The organism is Parasphingorhabdus sp. (genome assembly GCF_036964675.1).
Classification (GTDB): Bacteria; Pseudomonadota; Alphaproteobacteria; order Sphingomonadales; family Sphingomonadaceae; genus Parasphingorhabdus.
This window is the reverse complement of sequence record NZ_JBALTF010000013.1, coordinates 1-20,892: the sequence shown is the minus strand read 5'-3', so window position 1 is coordinate 20,892 and position 20,892 is coordinate 1. Positions and strand designations below refer to the sequence as shown.

The 20,892-nt window shown below is 56.3% G+C and carries 25 protein-coding genes and 1 pseudogene; 16 read left to right on the top strand and 10 right to left on the bottom strand.

Annotated elements, in window-relative coordinates; translation table 11 throughout:
- Window positions 1-72 precede the first annotated feature (72 nt).
- The gene (locus V7665_RS04075; RefSeq protein ID WP_335663258.1) at window positions 73-429 is read right to left on the bottom strand and encodes a hypothetical protein; all 357 of its coding nucleotides are present in this window, start codon (window positions 427-429) and stop codon (window positions 73-75) included.
- A 287-nt stretch (window positions 430-716) separates the two neighbouring features.
- Here V7665_RS04075 and ggt point away from each other — a divergent pair, with 287 nt between their 5' ends.
- The 12 genes from ggt to V7665_RS04015 all read left to right on the top strand — a co-directional run bounded on the left by ggt (window position 717) and on the right by V7665_RS04015 (window position 11,821).
- Window positions 717-2,507 (top strand): gamma-glutamyltransferase, encoded by a 1,791-nt coding sequence (gene ggt, locus V7665_RS04070; protein WP_335663257.1) that lies wholly within the window; start codon window positions 717-719, stop codon window positions 2,505-2,507.
- Window positions 2,508-2,553: 46 nt separating this feature from the next.
- Entirely contained in the window at window positions 2,554-3,099 is a 546-nt protein-coding gene (locus V7665_RS04065) for a DsrE family protein (protein WP_335663256.1), read from the top strand.
- Between the two features lie 17 nt (window positions 3,100-3,116).
- Window positions 3,117-3,812, top strand: a complete 696-nt coding sequence (locus tag V7665_RS04060; protein WP_335663255.1) for an endonuclease/exonuclease/phosphatase family protein — start codon at window positions 3,117-3,119, stop codon at window positions 3,810-3,812.
- A 100-nt stretch (window positions 3,813-3,912) separates the two neighbouring features.
- Entirely contained in the window at window positions 3,913-5,571 is a 1,659-nt protein-coding gene (gene ccoN, locus V7665_RS04055) for a cytochrome-c oxidase, cbb3-type subunit I (RefSeq protein WP_335663254.1), read from the top strand.
- Window positions 5,572-5,584: 13 nt separating this feature from the next.
- Window positions 5,585-6,319 carry a cytochrome-c oxidase, cbb3-type subunit II gene (gene ccoO / locus V7665_RS04050; protein ID WP_335663253.1) on the top strand — a complete coding sequence of 245 codons (735 nt, stop codon included), beginning with the start codon at window positions 5,585-5,587 and terminating at the stop codon, window positions 6,317-6,319.
- Window positions 6,316-6,477 carry a cbb3-type cytochrome c oxidase subunit 3 gene (locus tag V7665_RS04045; protein WP_335663252.1) on the top strand — a complete coding sequence of 54 codons (162 nt, stop codon included), beginning with the start codon at window positions 6,316-6,318 and terminating at the stop codon, window positions 6,475-6,477. Before ccoO ends, V7665_RS04045 begins: the two co-directional genes overlap by 4 nt.
- Window positions 6,470-7,405, top strand: coding sequence for a cytochrome-c oxidase, cbb3-type subunit III (gene ccoP, locus V7665_RS04040; protein ID WP_335663251.1), 936 nt, complete (start codon window positions 6,470-6,472; stop codon window positions 7,403-7,405). Before V7665_RS04045 ends, ccoP begins: the two co-directional genes overlap by 8 nt.
- Window positions 7,392-8,849, top strand: coding sequence for a cytochrome c oxidase accessory protein CcoG (gene ccoG, locus V7665_RS04035; RefSeq protein WP_335663250.1), 1,458 nt, complete (start codon window positions 7,392-7,394; stop codon window positions 8,847-8,849). Before ccoP ends, ccoG begins: the two co-directional genes overlap by 14 nt.
- A complete protein-coding gene (locus V7665_RS04030; protein WP_335663249.1) occupies window positions 8,846-9,322 on the top strand; it encodes a FixH family protein in 477 nt (158 codons plus the stop codon). The genes ccoG and V7665_RS04030 overlap by 4 nt, the downstream gene beginning before the upstream one ends.
- Window positions 9,319-11,442 carry a heavy metal translocating P-type ATPase gene (locus V7665_RS04025; protein WP_335663248.1) on the top strand — a complete coding sequence of 708 codons (2,124 nt, stop codon included), beginning with the start codon at window positions 9,319-9,321 and terminating at the stop codon, window positions 11,440-11,442. Before V7665_RS04030 ends, V7665_RS04025 begins: the two co-directional genes overlap by 4 nt.
- Entirely contained in the window at window positions 11,439-11,591 is a 153-nt protein-coding gene (gene ccoS, locus V7665_RS04020; protein ID WP_335663247.1) for a cbb3-type cytochrome oxidase assembly protein CcoS, read from the top strand. Before V7665_RS04025 ends, ccoS begins: the two co-directional genes overlap by 4 nt.
- Complete coding sequence (locus V7665_RS04015; protein WP_335663246.1) at window positions 11,588-11,821, top strand: hypothetical protein; 234 nt, start codon at window positions 11,588-11,590, stop codon at window positions 11,819-11,821. Before ccoS ends, V7665_RS04015 begins: the two co-directional genes overlap by 4 nt.
- A 16-nt stretch (window positions 11,822-11,837) precedes the next feature.
- Here V7665_RS04015 and V7665_RS04010 read toward each other — a convergent pair whose 3' ends face one another.
- The 6 genes from V7665_RS04010 to V7665_RS03985 form a co-directional block, all read right to left on the bottom strand.
- Complete coding sequence (locus V7665_RS04010) at window positions 11,838-12,473, bottom strand: response regulator transcription factor (protein ID WP_335663283.1); 636 nt, start codon at window positions 12,471-12,473, stop codon at window positions 11,838-11,840.
- Window positions 12,463-13,995 carry a PAS domain S-box protein gene (locus tag V7665_RS04005; protein ID WP_335663245.1) on the bottom strand — a complete coding sequence of 511 codons (1,533 nt, stop codon included), beginning with the start codon at window positions 13,993-13,995 and terminating at the stop codon, window positions 12,463-12,465. Before V7665_RS04005 ends, V7665_RS04010 begins: the two co-directional genes overlap by 11 nt.
- 116 nt (window positions 13,996-14,111) lie before the next feature.
- Entirely contained in the window at window positions 14,112-14,924 is an 813-nt protein-coding gene (locus tag V7665_RS04000; protein WP_335663244.1) for a universal stress protein, read from the bottom strand.
- Between the two features lie 112 nt (window positions 14,925-15,036).
- Window positions 15,037-15,624, bottom strand: a complete 588-nt coding sequence (locus V7665_RS03995) for an NAD(P)H-dependent oxidoreductase (protein ID WP_335663243.1) — start codon at window positions 15,622-15,624, stop codon at window positions 15,037-15,039.
- Complete coding sequence (locus tag V7665_RS03990; RefSeq protein WP_335663242.1) at window positions 15,621-16,256, bottom strand: hypothetical protein; 636 nt, start codon at window positions 16,254-16,256, stop codon at window positions 15,621-15,623. The genes V7665_RS03995 and V7665_RS03990 overlap by 4 nt, the downstream gene beginning before the upstream one ends.
- 30 nt (window positions 16,257-16,286) lie before the next feature.
- Window positions 16,287-16,646 (bottom strand): hypothetical protein, encoded by a 360-nt coding sequence (locus V7665_RS03985; RefSeq protein ID WP_335663241.1) that lies wholly within the window; start codon window positions 16,644-16,646, stop codon window positions 16,287-16,289.
- Between the two features lie 274 nt (window positions 16,647-16,920).
- On the opposite strand from V7665_RS03985, the gene V7665_RS03980 reads away from it, so the two are divergent.
- The 4 genes from V7665_RS03980 to V7665_RS03965 all read left to right on the top strand — a co-directional run bounded on the left by V7665_RS03980 (window position 16,921) and on the right by V7665_RS03965 (window position 19,126).
- On the top strand, window positions 16,921-17,472 hold the full coding sequence (locus tag V7665_RS03980) for a glycoside hydrolase family 108 protein (RefSeq protein ID WP_335663240.1): 552 nt from the start codon (window positions 16,921-16,923) through the stop codon (window positions 17,470-17,472).
- 160 nt (window positions 17,473-17,632) lie between these two features.
- Window positions 17,633-18,046 carry a holin family protein gene (locus tag V7665_RS03975; RefSeq protein ID WP_335663239.1) on the top strand — a complete coding sequence of 138 codons (414 nt, stop codon included), beginning with the start codon at window positions 17,633-17,635 and terminating at the stop codon, window positions 18,044-18,046.
- A 172-nt stretch (window positions 18,047-18,218) separates the two neighbouring features.
- Window positions 18,219-18,482, top strand: a complete 264-nt coding sequence (locus tag V7665_RS03970) for a hypothetical protein (protein WP_442955169.1) — start codon at window positions 18,219-18,221, stop codon at window positions 18,480-18,482.
- Between the two features lie 17 nt (window positions 18,483-18,499).
- On the top strand, window positions 18,500-19,126 hold the full coding sequence (locus V7665_RS03965; RefSeq protein WP_442955167.1) for a DUF6969 family protein: 627 nt from the start codon (window positions 18,500-18,502) through the stop codon (window positions 19,124-19,126).
- A gap of 9 nt (window positions 19,127-19,135) precedes the next feature.
- Here the strand turns inward: V7665_RS03965 and V7665_RS03960 are convergent, their stop codons facing one another.
- From V7665_RS03960 to V7665_RS03950, 3 genes and pseudogenes are all read right to left on the bottom strand, one after another.
- The gene (locus V7665_RS03960) at window positions 19,136-19,978 is read right to left on the bottom strand and encodes a class II aldolase/adducin family protein (protein ID WP_335663236.1); all 843 of its coding nucleotides are present in this window, start codon (window positions 19,976-19,978) and stop codon (window positions 19,136-19,138) included.
- A gap of 220 nt (window positions 19,979-20,198) precedes the next feature.
- A complete protein-coding gene (locus tag V7665_RS03955) occupies window positions 20,199-20,576 on the bottom strand; it encodes a diguanylate cyclase domain-containing protein (protein ID WP_335663282.1) in 378 nt (125 codons plus the stop codon).
- Window positions 20,563-20,892 (bottom strand): annotated as a pseudogene (locus tag V7665_RS03950) (hypothetical protein); the annotation flags it as partial. The gene V7665_RS03955 and the pseudogene V7665_RS03950, both read right to left, overlap by 14 nt.

Here is a 20,892-nt window from a genome sequence, read left to right as displayed (position 1 = left end):
AACGTTCAAGCGTCTGCGAACGACAACAACCGGTTGGCTAGCCTAATGGCAGTATCTGGCGACGTTTCGGACTTAGCTGCCTTCATTCTCGACAGCAAGAGCAAGGCGATCAAGCCACGCCCGCGCTTGCTTGGGCTCGCCGACGGCCTGCGGGCCGACCGGGCCGCGTGAGGCGAGGAATTGCTGTTGGAGTTCATATGGGGGCATGGTGAGTATTTCCCTCGCCTTGTCTATCTCCTGACCTATTTCATTCAGATTGTCGATCGTCGGAGCCATGGCTGAGCGTGTCCTGCGATCCCCACTATGGTCAAACAAGCCCGATTTGCCCGAGGCGGCTATTTGCAATGCGTCGATGAGCGCAGCAGCATATTCCGCTTCAAGTTCTGTACGACGGGCATCTAGGCGGTCAAGTCGATCAGCTTTGGACATGTCCGGCCATTACACCGCCATATTCACGTTGGCAATCAGGACCGCAGAGGCAATGTTCGAACAGGCGCCAGCTGACCGACAGCTTCTGGCTCCGCAATGTCCGCTTTCGCACCGATAACGAATATTGCACTCGATGCGGTTGGACGTTCGCCACGACCCAAAGCAGGAATGAAAATTGAGACAATGGCCAACGTTCGGACTTGATGCCGGAAGCAGAGTGTCTAGAGTGAATATTTCGACAGCTTCGCAAATGGCGAGGCGTTTATTCCTGCAGGACGGATCATGATATGCGCACCTTATTCCTTTCCACCCTCGCTCTGACGGCTTTGACCTTTGTCCCCGCCTATGCCCAGCAACCAGAATCTGCCGAAAAACCTGCTCTGGAAATCGGCGGCGGTGGACGGCCGGTTGGTGAAGCCTGGTCGCGCAGTCCGGTCTATGCTCAGCATGGCATGGCGGCGACGGCCCATCCGCTGGCCAGCCAGATCGCCCTCGATATCTTGAAAAAAGGCGGCACGGCGGTCGATGCGGCGATTGCGGCCAATGCCGCGCTCGGCCTGATGGAACCGACCGGCAACGGAATGGGCGGCGATCTGTTTGCGATAATCTGGGACCCCAAGACGCAGAAATTATATGGTCTGAACGGCTCCGGCAAAAGCCCGATGGGGACCAGCTACAAGCAATTCATCAAACAGCTCAAGGGCAGCAAGACGATTCCGCCATTTGGTCCGATGCCGGTGACCGTTCCCGGCACAGTCGATGCCTGGTTTGAAATGCATGAGAAATTTGGCAAGCTGAGCATGGCCGATATTCTGGCCCCGACCATCGCCTATGCCAAAGAAGGCCATCCGGTCGCGCCGGTGATCGGCTATTATCTGGAAAGCAATCTCAGCCGTTTCGAGCAGAGCCTCGATATGATCGGCGATTTTGACAATGCGCGGGCCACCTATTTCAAGAACGGCGCGCCCAAGGCAGGAGAGATATTCAAGAATCCGGACCTTGCCAATACGCTGAGCAAGATTGCCGTTGGCGGCCGCGATGCCTTCTACAAGGGCGACATTGCCAAAACCATCGACGCCTATTTCAAACGGATTGGCGGCAATCTGCGCTATGAAGATCTTGCCGCGCACAGCAGCAAATGGGTCGAACCGGGCTGCGTCGATTATCGCAAGGGCTATGAATTGTGCGAACTGCCGCCAAACTCGCAGGGCTTCGCGGCGCTGCAAATGGCGAATATCCTGAAAAATGTCGATCTCGCGCAATGGCCGCGCGGCAGCGCTGAAGTATTGCATTATATTACCGAGGCCAAACGGCTGGCGTTCGAGGATGTCGCGCGCTTTTACGCCGATCCCGATGTCTCCCCTGCCCCGCTCGATTGGCTGCTCTCGGATGCCTATGGCAAGGAGCGTTTCGTGCTGATCGATCCGGCAAAAGCGACGCCGGAATTCGGGCCGGGCGAGCCCAAGCTGGAAGGCGAAGGCGATACGACCTATCTCACCGTCGCCGACAAGGACGGCATGATGGTCTCGCTGATCCAGTCCAATTATCGCGGCATGGGCAGCGGCCTCGTCGCCGACGGCCTTGGCTTCATGTTTCAGGATCGCGGCGAGCTTTATTCGCTCGATGCCAAACATCCCAATGCCTATGCGCCGGGCAAGCGCCCGTTCCAGACGATCATTCCCGCCTTCATGAAGAAGGACGGCAAACCCTATATGTCCTTTGGCCTGATGGGCGGCGGTATGCAGCCGCAGGGCCATGTTCAGGTGATGATCAATCTGGTCGATTATGGCATGAACCTGCAGGAAGCAGGCGACGCCGCCCGGTTAAATCATGATGGCGGCCGTCAGCCGACCGATGACCTGGCCGGAACCGGCGCCGATCTTCTGGGTATACTCAACGTCGAACCGGGTATATCGACCGAAACCATCGAGCGCCTCAAGGCCATGGGGCATAATGTCGAAGTCGTGAGCAATGGCGCAATGTTTGGCGGCTATCAGGCGATCGTCCGTGATCCAGAGACCGGCGTTTATACCGGCGCAACCGAAATGCGCAAAGATGGTCAGGCGATCGGCTATTGAAGACGCGCTATATGTGACTCAAATATCAAACTGAACTGGAACGAAAATGCGAAAATCCTGTCTCGTCGCCCTGCTGCCCTTATTGGCCCTCGCCCAACCGGCAGCGGCCCAGATGGAAAATTTCAAGACCGGTCCGGTTTTTGAAGATTTCGGCGCCACCGCTCCGGTTCAGATGGACGAACCGGTTGCGAAAGATACGCTGTTTCACATTGCCTTCGACGTCAAGGATGCCGCCGAACCGGGCAAGCTCAATCGCACGATCGAAAGCGCCGCCCGTTTCATCAACATGCAGGTTGCCGCCGGCGTGCCGGAAGAGAATATTCATCTCGCGATCGTTGTCCATGGCGGTGCCTCGTTCGACCTGACCAGTCAGGAATTTTTTGCCGCGCACAAGGACGGCAAGGAAAATGCCAGCGCCGCCGCGATCGCGCAACTGCAGCAACATGGCGTCGAATTTCACCTGTGTGGCCAAAGTGCGGCGGCCCATGGCATCAGCAATGCCGACCTTCTTCCCGGCGTCAAAATGTCGCTCTCCGCAATGACCGCCCACGCCTTGCTGCAGCAGCATGGTTTCACTCTGAATCCCTTCTGACCTGCTAAAAACAGACAATGTTCAAGGTCGCGAGCTATAATATTCACAAGGCAGTTGGTACGGATCGGCGGCGCAATCCCGGCCGGATCGTCGACGTGCTGAACGAGATGGATGCCGACATAATCGCGTTGCAAGAGGCCGATCGCCGCTTTGGCGCAAGGGCCGCAGCCATACCCGAAAAACTGCTGGAAATGCACAGCGACTATCGCGCGATTCCGCTCGACGTGCAGATTGATTCAATGGGCTGGCATGGCAATGCGATATTGGTTCGGAAATCGGTCGAGGTGCTGGCCAATGACATCATGCACATCCCCTGCCTCGAACCGCGCGGCGCGATCATGGCGCATTTCGAACTGCAGGGAAAACAGCTGGCGGTTTTCGGCATGCATCTTGACCTGTCCGGCCTGTGGCGCAGGCGGCAGGCCGCAGCGATCATCAAGCTCGCGCAGGAAAAGCAAAAGGATGTGCCGGTTCTGCTGATGGGCGACCTCAACGAATGGAGCGCGGCCGGTGGCTGTTTGAAAGATTTTACCAAGGCTTTCCAGATGGTCCCTTGCGGCCGCAGTTTTCATTCCCGCGGTCCCATCGCAACCCTCGACCGGATCATGCACTCGGACGGAATCCAGTCCTTTGAGGCGGGTGTTCACGACAGCCCCTCCTCCCGCAAGGCATCCGATCACCTGCCAGTATGGGCCAAAATCGCCGTTGACTGAGCGCTTGTTTGCCAGCGGATTGTCGAACTACGTAAATCTCCTGATATGGCCGCAACCGGCAGGCTGCTAGCGCCCTTCCTATAGAACGGGGAAGGACGTTATGGATAATTTACTGGTGAAGGCCGGCGGTTGGCTGGTGCTCGTGTTTTTGGCATTCATTGCGATGGTCATGGCTGTCGATGGGGGGTTTGCCGTTCACATGGGGATCATCATGGCGGCTTGCCTGATCGCGCTTTTTGTGACGATCAGCAAGGCTGACTATGCCGCCATCGGTCGCGGGATATTGAACGCTCCCGCCGATCCCGGAAAATATGACGACGATCCAATCCGTTGGGGGGTTATCGCGACATTATTCTGGGGCATGGCGGGCTTCGCGGTTGGGCTGTATATCGCCCTGCAGCTGGCCTTTCCGGTGCTCAATCTGGGGCTGGAATATACCACTTTCGGGCGGCTCCGTCCGCTCCACACCTCTGCCGTTATTTTCGCTTTCGGAGGCAATGCGCTAATCGCGACGAGTTTCTATATCGTCCAGCGCACTTGCAGGGCGAGGCTGGCCTTCCCCGGCCTCGCCCGCTTTGTTTTCTGGGGTTACCAGCTGTTCATCGTGCTGGCCGCCACCGGTTATCTTCTGGGCGTCACCCAGTCCAAGGAATATGCCGAGCCCGAATGGTATGTCGATATCTGGCTTACCATCGTCTGGGTCAGCTATGCAGCCGTGTTCATCGGCACGATCGTCAAACGCTCGGAACCGCATATCTATGTTGCCAACTGGTTTTTCCTCGCATTCATATTGACCGTGGCGATGCTGCATCTGGTCAATGGCCTGGCCATGCCGGTCAGCCTGCTCGGTGCGAAGAGCTACAGCGCCTTTGCCGGTGTCCAGGACGCGCTCACCCAGTGGTGGTACGGCCATAACGCGGTCGGCTTTTTCCTGACCGCTGGTTTCCTTGGCATGATGTATTATTTCGTGCCGAAACAGGCAGAGCGTCCGGTCTACAGCTACCGCCTGTCGATCATCCATTTCTGGTCGCTGATCTTCCTCTATATCTGGGCCGGTCCGCACCATCTTCACTATACCGCGCTTCCCGACTGGGCGCAGACACTGGGCATGGTCTTCTCGATCATCCTGTGGATGCCAAGCTGGGGCGGCATGATCAACGGCCTGATGACGCTCAACGGCGCCTGGGACAAGATCCGCACCGATCCGATCATCCGGATGATGGTGCTGGCCCTCGCCTTTTACGGCATGAGCACCTTTGAAGGTCCGATGATGTCGATCAAGTCGGTCAACAGCCTGTCGCATTATACCGACTGGACCATCGGTCATGTCCACAGTGGCGCGCTCGGCTGGAACGGCATGATCACCTTTGCCGCCCTCTACTTCATGGTGCCGCGCCTCTGGGGTCGCCCCAGACTCTATAGCCTGCGGATGGTGAACTGGCATTTCTGGCTCGCGACCATCGGCATCGTTCTCTACATCGCTTCGATGTGGGTCGCCGGTATCATGCAGGGCCTGATGTGGCGCGAATATGGCGACGACGGCTATCTCGTCTACGCCTTCAGTGAGGTCGTCTCGGCGATGTTCCCAATGTATCTGATCCGTGCAGCCGGAGGCCTGCTCTATCTCGCTGGTGCGGTGGTGATGGTCTATAATGTCTGGATGACGATTGCCGGCAAGCTCCGGGATGAAAAATCAATGACCGAAACACCTCATGACGAGGCCGCTGACAAGCCGCTGGTCGCGGTTCCGGCAGAGTGAGGGAGATAATATCATGACCACATTCACGCAAAAACATAAGAAGATTGAACGCAATATCACCCTTCTGGCGGTACTCGCACTGGTCACCGTAACGATCGGCGGGATCGTCGAGATCGCACCGCTTTTCTGGATCGACAATACGGTCGAAAAAGTCGAGGGCGTGCGGCCTTATACTCCGCTGGAGCTGGCCGGTCGCAATATCTATGTCCGCGAGGGCTGCTACGTCTGCCACAGCCAGATGATCCGGCCGTTCCGCGACGAAGTGGAACGCTATGGCCATTACAGCCTGGCAGCGGAATCCATGTATGATCATCCATTCCAATGGGGTTCAAAGCGCACCGGGCCGGATCTGGCCCGGGTTGGAGGACGTTATTCGGATGATTGGCATGTCCAGCATCTGACCGATCCGCGCGCCGTTGTGCCGGAATCGATCATGCCGCCTTATGCCTTTCTGGCCGAAAAGGATCTGAACCCGGGCGACATGAGCGGTCATCTGCGCGCCCTGAAGCGCGTTGGTGTTCCCTATACCGAGGAAGCGATTGAAAAAGCCAATGAGGACCTGCTGACCCAGGTCGATCCGATGGCCAGTTCAACCGACTTGGAGAAACGCTATCCCAAGGTGCAGGTCCGCGACTTTGATGGCAATCCTGACAAGCTCAGCGAAATGGACGCTCTGATCGCCTATTTGCAGATGATCGGCACATTGGTCGATTTCGAGGCGGGTGAAGCACAGGAGCTGCCCCGATGAGCTATGACGCGTTACGCCATTTCGCCGATAGCTGGGGCCTGATTTTCATGGGTCTGATCTTTCTGACCTTGATAGGATGGACCTTTCGTCCCGGCGCCGGACGCAATCACGAAGAAGCAGCCCATATGATTTTTGACGAGGACAAAAACGATGTCTGAGAAAAAACGCGTTGATGAACCTACCGGCACCGAAACCGTCGGCCATGAATGGGACGGTATCGAGGAACTCGACACACCGATGCCGCGCTGGTGGGTATTGACCTTTTACGCCACCATCATCTGGGCGATCGGCTATGTCATTCTCTACCCGGCGATCCCGATGCTGCACTCGGCTAGCGAAGGGCTGCTCGGCTGGAGCAGCCGCGGCGACTATGCCATGCAGGTGGCGGAGCGACAAAAGCAGCTGGAGCCGGTCCGGCTGGCGCTGGTTTCTCAAGATATCGAAGCGATCGGCAACGATCCGCAATTGCTGCAACAGGCGATTGAAGGCGGCCGCTCCGCGTTCAAGGTCCACTGCGTACAATGCCACGGCTCCGGTGCAGCCGGTTCAAAGGGCTACCCCAATCTCAATGATGATGACTGGCTCTGGGGCGGCGATCTGACCGCGATCGAATATACGCTGAGCCATGGTATCCGAAACCCGGATCATGACAAAACCCGTTTCTCGCAAATGCCCGCCTTCGGCAAGGACGGCATATTGCAGTCGAATGAAATTCAGGATCTGGTTTCTTACGTCCGGCTATTGTCGGGACGTGAAAAACAAAGCGCTGCTGCCCGGCGCGGCGCGGCTCTGTTCGAAACCAATTGCGCAGTCTGTCACGGACCGGATGGCAAGGGCGACCGCGTTCAGGGCGCGCCCAATCTCACCGATGCGATCAGCCTCTATGGCCTCGACCGTGCCACGCTGACCGAGACGATTACCAATGCCCGCTACGGCGTAATGCCGCGCTGGGGACAACGGCTCGACCCGGCAACGATCCGGATGCTGGCTGCCTATGTCCATTCTCTGGGAGGGGGTGAAAAGGCGCCGGTCGCTGAGCCAGCGGCTGAAGCCAAGGTTGAGAGCGGGGAAGATGAGCAATCCTAAGGAAATTCTCGATCCGGAGCTGAAACTCTACGAAGCGCGCAAAAATGTCTATCCCAAGGCGGTCGATGGCACATTTCGGCGTTTGAAATGGGTGATCATGGCGATCACCCTCGCCATATATTATGTCACGCCGTGGATCCGCTGGGACCGCGGGCCTTATGCCCCCAATCAGGCGGTACTCGTCGATCTCGCCAACCGGCGCTTCTACATGTTCGGCATCGAAATCTGGCCGCATGAATTTTATTTTGTCGCGGGTATGCTGGTGATGGCGGGAATCGGTCTTTTTCTGGTCACGTCTGCTGTCGGCCGGGCATGGTGCGGCTATTCCTGCCCGCAAACCGTGTGGACCGACCTGTTCCAGCATGTCGAGCGCGCCATCGACGGTGACCGCAATGCCCAGTTCCGGCTGCAGGACGCGCCCTGGGGACCGAAGAAAATCGGCAAGCGCCTGCTGAAATGGTCGGTCTGGCTGTTTATCGGTTTCTGGACCGGCGGCGCGTGGATCATGTATTTCGCCGATGCGCCAACCCTGGTTGCCGACTTCTGGACTGGTCAGGCGGCCTTTGTCGCTTATGCCACGGTCGGCGTATTGACGATGACGACATTCATTTTCGGCGGCTTCATGCGCGAGCAAGTGTGTATCTACATGTGCCCCTGGCCGCGCATCCAGACCGCGATGATGGATGAAAAGTCGCTGACCGTTACTTACAAGGACTGGCGCGGCGAACCGCGCGGCAGCGTTAAGAAGGCGGAAGCCCAGCCGGGCGGTTTTGGCGACTGCATCGACTGCAATCAATGTGTATCGGTGTGCCCGACCGGCATCGATATCCGCGAAGGACCCCAAATCGGCTGCATCACCTGCGCATTGTGCATCGACGCCTGTGACAAGGTGATGGATCAGGTCGGGCGGCCCCGCGGGTTGATCGACTATGCCACACTGGAAGATGCAGAGCTCGAAAAAGCCGGAAAACCGCACGCGCCGATTCTGAAAACCCTGTTTCGTCCCCGTACGATCCTCTATTCCACGATCTGGGGTACGATCGGGCTGGCGATGCTGTTCGCGGTCGGCAATCGAACCCGCATCGACATCAGCGCCAATCATGACCGCAACCCGGTCTATGTCCAGCTCGCCGACGGCCATGTCCGCAACAGCTACACGATCAATCTGCGCAACATGGAAAATCGCCCGCGCAACATGATTATCGGCATGACCGAACTCAACGGTGCGGTCATGTGGTCCAATGCCGGATCACGGGAAGCCGCCGGACAGACGCTGGTCACCAAGGTTCCTGCTGATAGCATCGCCAGACTGCGGCTCTACGTTGCCGCGCCCAGTGCAGGGCCGGCGCGGGAAGAATTCGCACTGACCGTTACCGCTGCCGATGATGCCGAGGCCAAGGACATCGACGAAGTATTTTTCGAAAGACCGGAGACAGGCGAATGAGCGAGCAACCCTCCCCCGTAAAAAAATTCACCGGCTATCATGCCACGATGATGATCGTCGGTTTTTTCGCGGTGGTAGTAGCCGTCAATCTGGTCATGGCGCAATTTGCCCTGTCCACCTTCAGCGGCACCGTCGTCGACAACAGCTATGTCGCGAGCCAGAAATATAACAAGTGGCTCGAACAGGCCAGACATCAGCAAGCCAATGGCTGGACCGTGTCACCGGCTGTGCGAAAAGCGGGCAAGGCCAGCATCGCCATCACCACCACCGATGGTGCTGGCTTGCAGGGCGCAACGATGGTGGCCATTGCCGAACATCCCATTGGTCAATCCGAACCGTTCGAGGTCAGTTTCACCCAGGCCGGCGCAGGGGAATATCAAAGCGTCCAGACATTGCCTGCGGGCCGCTGGAAATTGAAGATCGTCATCACCCAGGATGACAAGAACATGCGTGTGGTTCGGGATATCTGGTGAACGCCATTACCCCTGCCAGCACCGGTCCATCGCAATCGATTGTGTCCCGCTTCGCCGTGCCTGCAATCCGCTGCGCCGGCTGTATCTCGAAAATTGAAAATGGTCTCAACGGCGCGCCCGGTATCCTTTCTTCGCGGGTCAATTTCTCGACCAAACAAGTGGCGATAACGCATCTGCCGGAATGGGATGACGACCAGCTCAAACGCAAGATCGAGACCCTGGGTTTCGAAGCCCAGATTCTCGCTGACAACCCGCTGGCCGAAGAAAAGGGCAGCACCGACAAGCTGATCCGCGCGCTCGCGGTTGCCGGTTTCGGGATGATGAATATCATGCTGTTGTCGGTCAGCGTCTGGTCCGGTGCAACCGGTGTCACCAGGGACCTGTTCCACTGGCTTTCCGCGCTGATCGCCATTCCGGTGATCGCTTATGCGGGGCGGCCATTTTTTGCGTCTGCGGCCATGGCGCTGCGCTACGGCCGGACCAATATGGATGTGCCGATCTCGATCGGCATATTGCTGGCAACCGGTCTCAGCTTGTATGAAACCGCAACCGGCGGTGCCCATGCCTATTTTGACGGAGCGGTGATGCTGTTGTTCTTCCTGCTCGCGGGGCGGGTATTGGACGGGATGATGCGAGACCGGGCCCGCGAAGGCATTGGTGCACTGCTGAAGCAAACCGCCCCTGGCGCGATGGTTATCGGCAATGATCGCAAAACCACCTGGGTCGCCGCCAGGGATTTGCAACCGGACATGCAGATGATGGTTGCAGCTGGCGGAAATCTCGCCGCAGATGGCGTGATCATATCGGGTTCGAGCAGCTTTGACTGCTCGCTGATGACCGGTGAAAGCGAACCGCAGCCCAGAGGCAAAGGGGATCTGGTTCTGGCCGGAACGCTGAACCTGTCATCACCCGTCATTGTGCGGATAACGGCCACTGGCGAAGACACCAGTGTATCGGACATTACCCGGTTGATGGACGAAGCCGGTCAGCGCCGCTCCTTCTATGTCCGCGTCGCCGATCGGGCGGCCCGTTTCTATGCGCCGGTGGTCCACAGCCTTGCCCTTCTGGCCTTTATGTACTGGATGTTCGCCGGAGCCGGCTGGCACCAGTCGTTGCTGATAGCGGTCGCGGTGCTGATCATTACCTGCCCCTGCGCGCTGGGCCTCGCGGTACCGGCGGCACAGGTCGTGGCCGCGGGCGCGTTGCTGCGCAACGGCGTGATGGTCAAGGACGGCAGCGCCCTGGAACGTCTGGCAGAGGTCGACTATGCGCTTTTTGACAAGACCGGCACACTGACCCTCGGTCACCCGATTCCGATGAATCTCGATGACCTGAGCCTCGCGCAGAAACAGATCACTCTGGCGCTGGCGCAAGCCAGCCGCCATCCGATCAGCAAGGGTATCCGCTCCGGGTTGCTGGCGCTGGATATCGAGCCGGCCGCACTGGACGACATCCAGGAAATTCCGGGCGAAGGCATGTCTGCGCGTTGGGGGCATGTGAACGTGATGCTTGGAAAACCGGAAAGATCGGAAGACCATCTGTCCAGTCAGCTAAGCGTTGGTGGCGATATCGTCGTGCTCCAGCTGCAAGACGAGATCCGGCCGGATGCAGCAGAGGCCATTGCAGAATTACGCGCGCTGGGATTGTCTTCTTCGATCATATCCGGCGACAATATTCGCTCGGTTTCGCTAGTTTCCCGGAACCTGAATATTTTTGCCCAAGCCAGTGCCTCGCCGCAGGACAAGGTCGAGGCGATCACCCGTCTCACCGATAGCGGTCACAAAGTATTGATGGTTGGGGATGGACTGAACGACGGCCCTGCCCTTGCCGCTGCCCATGTCTCGATTGCGCCGGGTTCCGCCAGCGACGTCGGCCAGCAGGCTGCCGATGCCGTCTTTACCAGCGAATCCCTTATGCCGGTGGCGCTTTCGATCAAGGTCGCGCGCCGCACCATGCAGATCGTCCATCAGAATTTCGCCCTCGCCATTGGCTATAATATCTTCGCCGTGCCGCTGGCCCTCACCGGCATGGTCACCCCGCTGATCGCCGCGATAGCGATGTCGCTGTCGTCCTTGATCGTCGTCGGCAATGCCCTGCGTCTCAATGGGGCCGCCAAATGAGCGGGCTGGCGATCCTGATACCGGTGGCCCTGTTGATGGGGCTCTGCGGTCTGGTGTTCTTTTTCTGGGCGATGCGCAACGACCAGTTCGATGATCTCGACGGCGCGGCGCAGCGGGTGTTGATCGACGAGGAAGACGAGCAGCCATGATCGTGAAGGTCAGAACATCCAGAATCAGCCGGCTGGTGATCGCCGTGATTGCCCTGCCGCTGGCGACGATGCCCCTGTCTGCAAAATCGGACATGATGACAATCGAACTATGCTCGGCAGATGGAGCGGTAAAGAGCCTGTCCATTCCCGTCGATCAGGACAATGGCGAAGATCATTGCGCCAAGCCTTGCCACGCCTGTCTGTCACGCAAGAAAAGCCCGAAAAGCTGAGACAGTCGCGTTCCGACTATTTTGCCTGCGATTCCTGGCGGTCCATTCCTTCTGCGGCAAAACCGATGCGCAAGGCCTCGGCGAGACTGCGCACGCGCAATTTTTCCATCATATTGGCCCGATAGATTTCCACCGTCCGCGGCGAAATGCCGAGATCATAAGCGATGGTCTTGTTGGGATATCCGGACATCAGACCGTCGAGCACATCCTGTTCTCGCCCGGTCAGACAGGCCAGCCTGACTTTCGCTTCGGAAGCCGCCATTTCCTTGAGGTCACTATTCTCCAGTCGCGAGAACGCCTCTTCCATCGCTGAAATCAAGGCTTCCTTCTCATAGGGTTTTTCGAGAAAATTGATCGCCCCGGCGCGCATCGCCTGCACCGCGATTTCGACATCGCCATGGCCGGTCAGGATCACCACCGGCATATCGATGCCATCCTTGATCATCTGCTGCTGCACCTGCAGACCATCCATTTCCGGCATCCGCACGTCGAGCAGGACACAGCCCCGCTCCGCACCCTTGGCCATCTTCAAAAACGCAACCCCGGACTCTAACGGTTCGACCTTGAATCCGGCGTGCCGCAGCATGAATGCGGCTGACCGCCGGACGGAATCATCATCATCAACGACATAGACCAGCCGTTCATTCGTCATCATTTTGCTCCTGCCCTGCTTTTTCCAGCGTTACCCGAAATATGGTTCCACCGTCAGGATTGGGTTCTGCGCGGATGGTTCCACCATGCGCCTCGATGATCGTCCGACATATCGAAAGGCCCAGGCCCATACCGGTTCCCTTGGTACTGGCGAATGGATCGAAAATCCGGTCGCCCAATTCCTGATCAATGCCAGTGCCGGTATCCGACACGGCAATTTCCACCCGCTCATCATCGATCGAAGTCACAGCGATGTGAAGCTTTTTCTGCGGGCTATCGGCCATTGCCTCGATCGCGTTGCGCATCAGATTGACCATCACCTGCTGAATCTGCACGCGGTCGACAAACACGTGATTGGTATCCGGTGCAATATTAATCGAGAATTGGACACCTTTTTCCTGCCCTCCGATCATACCCAGGACGGTCGCATCTTCCACCACCTGGGCAATCGACAATACCCGCCGGTTGATCTCTCCGCGCGAGACAAATTCCCGCAGCCGCCGGACAATGATCCCTGCCCGCAAGCTTTCGGACACGCTTTCCTGCAGCGCTTCGAGGAAAAACTCCCGGTTCTCCGCCAAATCGCCATCCATCATATCCCGCGCAGCCGACAGATAATTGGCGATCGCGGTCAGCGGTTGATTGATTTCATGGGCGAGAGCGGACGCCAGGGTACCGACAGCGCTGAGGCGAGAGGCGTGCGCCAGATCCGCCTGCAGCGACTGGAGTTCCGCTTCCGTCTGTTTTTTCTCGGTAAGATCTATGATGAAACCGGTAAAATATCGCTCATCGCCAATCTTCGCTTCTCCAACCTCCAGTTGCAGCGGGAAGGTGGTGCCGTCTTTCTTGCATCCGACGACGGTTCGGCCGATGCCGATGATCCGCTTTTCGTCGGTCTGAATATAGCGGGCAAGATAGCCATCATGCGCGGCCCGATAAGGCTCCGGCATCAAGATTTGGACATTCTGCCCGATTATTTCACCTTGTGCATATCCGAACATTTTTTCGGCTGTGGCGCTGAAAGAGCTGACCAGACCCGCTTCATCAATGACCACCATCGCATCGGGTATGGTGGTCAGGATTGATTTCAATATGGAATTGGCCTGATCCAGTTTGCTTTCGGTTTTTCTAAGAGCCGTTAGATCCTGAAAGGATATCATGACGGCGTCAATTTCACCTTCGAGATTGGCCAGTGGCGCCAGATTGCATTCTGCCAGCATCGAACGCCCATCCGGCAACTCCAGTTGCACCTCGAACGGCTCGATATGCCTGCCGGGTTGGGCATCAAATGCGCGAACCACGGTTTCCTGAAACTGGGGCCGATGGGATTGGGCCACGCAGGTTCCCGGCGCGCCGTGCGGCAACTCGGCGATGCTGGCTACACCGAGGATGTTCAAACCAGCAACACTGCAGTTGATAGCGCGCAGATTGCGATCCACAATCATGACACAATTCGGGAGGCCGGCCAGAATGGACTCCGGATTGGGTAGCCGACCATTGTGATAGGCGATCGTTTCACGCACTTGTTAAATCTATCCTTCGGCTGTCCGATCGCCACTAGCGAAAATGTTGATCCTACACAGGATTCGCACTTTGCCATAAGGAAATATATTCTATCTTTGAAGGGGTTCTTGTCCATTCAGTGTGAAACAACAAGCGGTATGGGACAGTCCTTGAACAGGTTGCGCGTTACGCCGCCAAACAGAAACTCTCTCGCCCTGCTGTGGCCATAGGCACCCATGACGATATATTCGGCATTCACATTGTTCGCTTCCGCCAGCAGCACCGCATCAACCCGATCTTTTCCTGCCGGTGGGCTGTGAATGACGGATTTGATGCCATGATAGGCCAGATATTCCGAAGCGGCGAGTTGCGGCAGATCGTGATCCTTGTCCTCTTCCACCGTCAAAATATGCACATCGCTGGCCATTTTCAGCAGCGGCACGGCAGCGCGCAGGGCATTGCCCGCCTCGAAGCTGCCGTTCCAGGCGACCAACGCAGCGCCACAGGCGTCAAATTTTTTCACATTGTCCGGCTGGACCACGACCGGAGCCGTCGCATTGAACAACACGTCACCCAATATTCCGAGCGGCAGTGCATTGTCCTTATCACCACTGGCAGAACTCAAAACAATGATGTCAACCAGAGCAGAATGTTTGGACAGACCGCGCGATGGATCGACATTTTCTTCGCGATAATCCCATGAAACATCTTCACCAGCCAGCCGTTTTTCGATCTCGGCGCGCAGCTTTTCATCCTGTTCACGTGACAATTTGCTGATATCATACATCACCGAAATGCCAGTGACGCCATCGAACGCCATTTGCGGATTATAGGGATTTGCGCGCAGGCAATGGAGATGCCCACCCAGCGAACGGGTCAAATCAAGCGCCGCTTGGAACCGGGCCTCCAGGCCCGCATCATCGGCAATATATAGCAGCACGGATTTCATAAACTGTCTCCTGTGATCATCTCTCCCATTCGAGAATGGTCGTGCTGGCAGGATTAGCTGGCCATGCTCTTGCTCTATATACGGGTTTATACGGATAGGCAGAGCGCCGCGATCAGTCCCCGGCAGCACCATGGGCAGCGATTTTCTCGAGCCAGCGCAAACGGTGCCTTTCGCTGCTGTCCACATTGCCGATCAAGGAGGTAGCAACCGGAGCAATGCCGGTCAGCTTCAAAATGTTGCGCTCGAAACTGCGGACGCTGTGGGAAGCAAAATAGGCGCGATAGAAAAGCGCCGGCATGCCCATGCTGACAATGAGGCGGGCCGAGCGACCGCGCAGCAGTTTTTTCGGCAGTTGACTGCTACCCTCCTCGCCATAATCGAGGGCGAAATTGGGGCGGAAAGCCTGCTCGATAAACGCCTTTAGCATCGCAGGCATATCGCCCATCCAGAGCGGATAATAGAAAACGATATGCTCTGCCCATTTTATCGCATCCTGCCCGGGGCGGACGGCGGCGGGCACATCCTCTTCGAGCCATTGCTTGCGGCTTTCGAGAATCGGGATATTCTGGCCAGCCAGACGGATAACCCGCACATCATGCCCCGCAGCGCGGGCAGCATCGGCATAAGCGCTAACAATGGCATGACCAAAACGGCTTGGGCTTGGATCGGGATGGCCATCAATCACCGCAATGCGTTTCATGGCACCGCTACTTCCCTGTTGCCGGCGATCGGCGTTTGCCACTGAAACGCCGTGATCAATTCCATGATCGCCTCTTGCGCAGCGGTATCGATTTCCAGCGGATAGGAAGCCATGACACGTGCATCCCAATAACCATAATCCAGCGCCGTCACGCTGAAATGCCAGGGCACACCGTCCTTGCCCCCATCAAAAATACCTTGATAGGCGGCAATGTCGGGGCGTCCCGAGACGAAATAATCACCTTCCGAAACGACCGCAGCGCTTGAATAGTGCGAGAGCATGTCGGGCTTTATGATCTTGTAATGATCTTCGGCATTCAACTCTGCCAGATGGATAATCGCGATCTTGATTTCGATTTCATGATCCTGATAATCGCGCAAATAGCCAATCTCGAAATTATTGCCGCTAAAATCGGTTGTCATTTCGCATTGGCGACGAAACCCCGCGATGGTTGCGGGAAAGATGAAACCGCTATCCTTGTGTATGATTGCGCCCGGTTCTTTATAAGGCGCGAACGGATCAAACAGCGGTGCCGATCCGATCACGCATTCTGCTGCCGCAGGACTGCTGGTCAGAGTCAGGGCCAGCACTGCGACCGATGCATATCCGATCCGTTTCATTTTCGTCAGCATATGACTTCCCCATAAGGCCGAAATTTGTACCTATTCGTGACAGCTGATGACGCGAAACGGCAACTCGCTGCCATCCGCTTCTGTGATCGTCAGATATTCTCCGACTTTCAGCGGATGATCCTTGAGCCGAAAAATGACTTCATCATCATCTTCGCCGACCTTGTAGGAAAAGGCCCATCCCTTGGACGAGGCAATCACAACCCCGCTCTGATCAGCTTCCTTTGGCCAGAACCGGCGCACAACAGGCCGCTTTTCAGCTTGTTTCAGCGCCTCCGGTTCAATGAAGCCTTCGTCGTTCAACGGAACGCGAAAGACATATGCATGGGCTGACGAGCCATTGGGATAGTCAGCGGTTCGGGCCAGTTCAAGGCGGATTGTTTTCCAGGTCATGCATTGTGTCTGAACGAGAGCAATGGTCCGCGCGATACGCAATATTGCGTAGATCGTGCAATTATTTAAGCGGGAAGCCCATGAATATGGACGTCATGAGCGGAATGAGCAGAAAGTATTTTGTACGGCTCTAGGGTCAGGACCTATTAAATGCGCCAGGGCGGAAACTGAAACGAATCGTCGGCGTGCCAATATGCAATTTCCGGCACCTCTTTCCTACAGATAACCAAATAGGTTATATTTATGCCTTTCCAGAAAGAAAGGTGATTCTCCCATGCCCAATATTCACAATATCGACACACTGATCGACAAGGTCATCAGCCTGGAAGGCGATTTTTCCGATCATCCGGCGGACCGGGGAGGCCCCACGCGTTGGGGTGTTACCGAGGCTGTGGCTCGGGCGCATGGCTATGCTGGCGAAATGCGGCATTTCCCGCGCGCGCAGGCGGCGGCAATCTACAAACGCCAATATTGGCATCGCCCCGGTTTTGACCAGATCGCACGGCACGCACCGCATATCGCAGCCGAATTATTTGACAGCGGGATCAATATGGGAACCCGAATCGCGAGCGGTTTTCTACAGCGCGCGCTGAATGCGTTGAACCGCAATGGGCGCGACTTTCAGGATATTGCGGTCGATCGAGTGATCGGCGGCAAGACGCTGTCCGCGCTAGAGGCTTTTCTCGGCAAACGGGGATCCGAGGGTGAAACCGTATTGCTGAAAGCAATCGAGGCCCTCCAGGGTGCCCGCTATATCAAGCTCGCGGAAACCCGTCCGGCCAACGAGGCCTTTCTATATGGCTGGCTGGCCAACCGGATCGGCTGAATCCCGCCAAAAATAGTTTTGCTCATAACAGTGTAAAGTTTGTCAAGAATGGCGCCGTTCTTCAGACTCTTTCTTAACTTCTCCCTGCCCTGCAAAACCCGTCATTGGCCCGAACTTTGACGAACTTTGAAATCTGACACATCGAAAGGAAACCTGCAAAATGTCCATAATCTCGACACTTATCGGCCCCGTTTCAAACATCATAGACAAAATCATTCCGGACAAGGAAGCGCGTGATCGGGCCAAGCTGGAACTTCTCAAACTGGAAGGCAGTCAGGAGCTGGAAGAAGTGCGCGTGCAAATGTCGGCCATATTGGCTGAGGCGCAATCAGCCGACCCGTGGACCAGCCGGGCGCGTCCCAGCTTTCTCTATGTGATGTATCTTCTGCTGCTCTGGTCTATCCCGATGGGGCTGATCGCTGCGTTCCGTCCCGATGCCGCCCGCGACATTGCCGCTGGCATGAACGCATATCTCGCCGGCATCCCCGAGCCACTCTATGCGCTCTTCGGTACGGGATATCTGGGCTATACCGTAGCGCGGCAGTGGGGAAAGATTCGCGGTGTGGAGAGATAGCAACCCAAAAGCCCGGCATTTGGGACGGCTATTCGCATCTCGCAGCGATAATATTTGGTCAATTATCGACAGATTTCTGCGAGATTAATGCAATATTTACGAAATGGGCTTGCCTTGCTCACCCGTTTGCGAATAAAGGGGCAAGTCTAGTTCATCCAAAGGGGATATTTTAATGAATACAGAAACCAACTTCCGCAAAATGCTCGCTGTAGCCGGCGGCCTTGCACTTGCTGTTCCTGCTCTTTCCGCATGTGCAGAAAAAGCTGAAGATGCAGCAGTTGTTGCTGATTGTGCAGCTGAAGAAGCTACATGTGCTGCTGAAGAAGCTACATGTGCAGCTGATTGTGCTGCTTGTGCAGCTGGTTGTGCAGCTGATGCAGCAACATGTGCTGCTGATGATGCGACTTGTGCAGCTGCTGACGCAGTTACCGAGTAAGCTCAGCTTATTCAGCATTGAAAAATGCATTAGAAAGGCTATTTGAGCTTACCAGCCAGATAGCTAGAGAGGGCGTCTCGCTAGTACCCAGAGTGGTACCGGCAGACGCCCCTTTCGTTCAATATCAGCATTACCCCAAAGGGGATTGCATCGCACCTGGCAACAAGTCGCGCTGGTTTTACCATGCGCACAAACCGGAAGAGCGCGAAGAAGGCGAACATGGCCATTTCCACATGTTCCTGCCGCTTGACATGTTTGATGATGTCGAACCCTATTACCAACCGCCCGCCAAACTACCCAATGGCAAGAAGACGCAAGGCGTCGTCCATTTTGGCGCGTTGAGCTTTGGCCTTGATGGCATGCCGATCAGCTGGTTCACCACCAACTATTGGGTCACATACGAATATATGATGCCGGCAGAAGCCATCACTTCAAAGCTGCGCAACTATGACATGACCGGTGCGCCGGGTGATCCGCTGGTCAACGACTGGCTTACCGCAGCGGTCCAGCAATTTCACGATCCAATCATCGAGATGGTCCGCCAGCGCGATCGTCTCCTGATGGAGAAAAAACAAGAACTGGGATCCGCCGTCTTCGAGAACAAGAAAGTCGAGATTCTCTCCCGCCAGCCCTTTGATCTCTAGCGCCTTGGCCTAGTGATCATATCCCGGATTGGTGCGCTGCAATTTCCGCATCAGGCCCGGCCAGATCAGATTATCGCCAAATCCTTTCTGAAACGCGGCAGAAGCCTGCTGGTGCACGCGATGCGCCATTTCGGCGCTCTCTTCATGGAGATGCTCTTCGCCGCCCACCGATTGCGCCAATATCTGTGTCTTGCAGGCATTTTCGAGGATATACATGCGCAGAAAGGCAATCGCACAATTCTCTCCGACGGTTAAAGTACCGTGGTTGCGCAGGATCAACAGGTTCTTCTCACCGAGATCATTGATCAACCGGTCCCGCTCGTCCAGATCGAGCGCTATGCCTTCATAATCATGATAGGCGAGGTCATCATTGATCTGCAGCGAAAATTGGGTGTAGCGTCTGAGCCCGGCCTTCTGCACGGACACAGCGATGCCATAAGGCGTATGGACATGAATGACGCATCCCGCATCCTCGCGAGCGCTGTGCACAGCGCTATGGATGGTAAAGCCGGCGGGGTTGGTGAAATAGGGTGTGTCCTGCTTGATATTGCCGTTGAGGTCGATCTTCACCAATGCGGATGCGGTCATTTCGTCAAACAGCACGCCATAAGGATTGATCAGGAACCGCTCCTCGCCGTCTTCATCGGGCAAGCGGGCAGAAATATGAGTGAATACCAAATCGGTCCAGGCATGCATGGCACAAAGCCGGTACGTCGCCGCCAGATCACAGCGCAACTGCCACTCTACATCGGACACGACACCTTTCAGACTTGCTATATCATGCGGGTCGGGGATCGAAAATCCGGGGCCAACGCCCATTGCGGATTCATGGGTTTGGATTGCTGTTGCCATGATCAGTTCCTTTGCTTGAAAATGCGCCGTCAATGCAAATTGGCATGCATTGTTCCCTTTCGCAACTAAACTATCTTTTGCGCTCCGGAGTCAAGCATCTCGGCGATAGCTTCGTCAATCAGCGATAGCCCAAGCCACGGCCTGACAGCGACCATCAGGTAGCCGCGCTGCCTGCACATGGATCCCATTTGGCCGGTCGCTGAGAATGCTGCTATTGGGATCAACTCACCAAGTCGTGTTGCCTGTCAGAATCTTCGTCAAATGCGTTGCGGCCCGCTGTTTTTGCATCGAGAAGAATAATGTCCGCCTGCTTGAGCCAGTCATCACAAACTCCCATTCCCGCCGATATCTCGCAATAGCCCACATCGAAAAATATCTTCGTATTGGTTTGCTCCATTTCTCTTTGCATTTCTTCCGTCGCACGCAATGCTTTGGCTTCGGTGGTAGATGTGAGGAGCACGGCAAATTGCGTTCCTCCCAGGCGACCGATGCAATCCGTCCGCCGAAGGCGGCTGACCAGAGGCTGGATGATTGACCTCAACAGCGCGTTACCGGAGGGGCGACCGAAGCGGTGGCGAACCATTTTATACAAATCCACCAAGTTTCAAATCCAAACATTGCTCACACAGAGCAGCTGCGTGATTGGTCAACTTCACGCAACCAAGGTCGAAGTTTTTGTGCGAGCGGCATCGCTCGACATAACCTTCTACTTCCAGAATTGCCGCCAATCTGGTTATAATCTGATGCGGTTTACGCAGGCCATTCTCCAGATCCGATAAGGCAACACATCGGTTCTCAGCCGTTGCGATATAGGCTTCAAGCACAAGCTCCCAGGCCGGATCACCGAAAACCTGTGAATTGGAGAAGTATGAATTCCGTTGCCGCCGCGTCCGGAGTTCGTTTCTTGCAACCGC